The following is a 1,899-nucleotide window of genomic DNA, read 5'->3' on the forward strand; positions in this document are numbered from 1 at the left end:
GGTATTCTGCACCGGCGATCGATGAAGATGGCAATATCTACATTGGCACGGATAACGCCAGTTTGTATAGAGTGTATCCCGATGGCAGGGTCAAATGGTCATTCAAGGCAGGCGGTGGTATTGATTCCTCCCCCGCGATTGATGCAGATGGAGTAATTTATATTGGTTCTGATGACAATAACCTATACGCTGTCAATCCCGACGGCAGTGTAAAGTGGTCTTATGCGACTGGGGGACCTGTTTTATCATCGCCGGCGCTGGGCAGTGATGGGACAATATATATTGGATCAACTGACCATAATATTTATGCATTAAACCCTGACGGTACGCTTAAATGGTCGTATTCGACAGGGGCAGATATTTCATCTTCAGCAGCAGTTGCTGTTGATGGTACTATCTATATCGGGTCGGACGACAATAGTCTCTATGCGCTTAGCCCCGATGGTAATTTAAAATGGCAGTATACTACGGGTGACAGAATCTCATATTCTTCACCTGCATTGGACGATTCGGGTAATGTCTACATTGGCTCGATGGATTCGAATCTCTATGCGATAGATGCGAACGGCAACTTGATATGGTCGTTTGCTACGGGGGGCGGTATTCACTCTTCTCCCGTGATTGACCAAGCAAATGTCATTTATGTTACATCCCGAGATGGCATGTTGTATGCGGTCAATTCTGTTGGAGGTTTTATATGGTCTTTTGACATCGGCAGTAACTTCCCTCTAACTCCCGCTGTTGCCAAAGATGGCACTATTTACATAGGTTCTCTTTGGGTCAGAGGGAAATTTTATGCCCTTAATGCCGATGGTAGTCTGAAATGGTCTTACGATTCAGAGGAGACGTTTTATAGCCCGATTGTTGCTCCTGACGGTTCTGTATATGTCGGCACTAGCAATGGTGTCATTTATGCGTTTGCAGATAATGCCGGCGGTTTAGCCGACAGTCCCTGGCCGACCTTCGGGCGCGATAAACAACGCACCGGCAACCAGCTTGATTTAGCTGCTCTTGCACCCGCGCAAAGTGTTCATTCTCCGCTCAATAACGTCTCTCCGGTAGCCATCGAGCATTCCGTAGGGGCTAATTTTTATACAAGGCTGCTTGATATAACGATCAATTCCGCAAACGCGAGTAGTAAAAAGCAAGAAATACCTTTGCGGCCGATGGAGGTTGATGCTGCTGCCGCCGGTATTTCTGTTCGGGGAGCAATGTTACCTATCATCGATTTGCCCGCTGCACCCAGCGCCGGTATGGCAAATTTTGTCGGGCAGGTTTTTCAAGGTGACGGAGTGCCAACCGCGGCATATAGATACAATCCCCGAATGTGTGTCAGCGGCACTGTGAACGTGCTCGCCAATGCTGTCGGTCTGTGGGCTCAGTACAGTCCACCGATGGCCGCATGGCAAAGTTCTATTACTGATAACGATCCATTTTCTCTGCTGGGGTACTAACCATGGACAAGCCTATAAAGACACTGGCGTCTGACTTTAGCATGCAGACGCCATCCGCTGGCATAGAGCGTTTTTCCCGACCACTGGTCATCTTATTGCTACTTCTTATCGGCTATCTGTGCACAGATAGTGCCTATGCCGAGAGAACCACCACTTATTATCACACGGATGCGACGGGTTCGGTGGTGGCGGCTTCGGATGAAACGGGTGCCTTGTTATGGCGAAAGAGCTATCGTCCCTACGGTGATAAGGTCGATGATGGCGAGGGCAGCCTGCATTCGTTGTCGTTTACCGGTAAACCTCACGATGAGGCGACTGGTCTGACGTATATGGGTGCCCGGTATTACGATCCCGCGATAGGTCGGTTTATGGGGATTGACGCGGTGGGTTTTCAGGCTGATAATCCGGTCAGTTTTAATCGCTATGCGTATGCGAACAACAATCC

At 49.0% G+C, this 1,899-nt stretch carries 2 protein-coding genes; both read left to right on the plus strand.

The features are described from left to right. Positions 1 to 1,454, plus strand: a 1,454-nt coding sequence (locus tag FKG94_RS28520) for an outer membrane protein assembly factor BamB family protein (RefSeq protein ID WP_142930351.1), incomplete at its 5' end; no start/stop codon positions are given. Between the two features lie 2 nt (positions 1,455 to 1,456). After that, positions 1,457 to 1,899 (plus strand): RHS repeat-associated core domain-containing protein (locus FKG94_RS28525; protein ID WP_281284293.1); only part of this gene is annotated, 443 nt, incomplete at its 3' end.

Origin of the sequence: Exilibacterium tricleocarpae (genome assembly GCF_007004655.1) — a bacterium.
GTDB classification, from domain to species: Bacteria; Pseudomonadota; Gammaproteobacteria; order Pseudomonadales; family Cellvibrionaceae; genus Exilibacterium; species Exilibacterium tricleocarpae.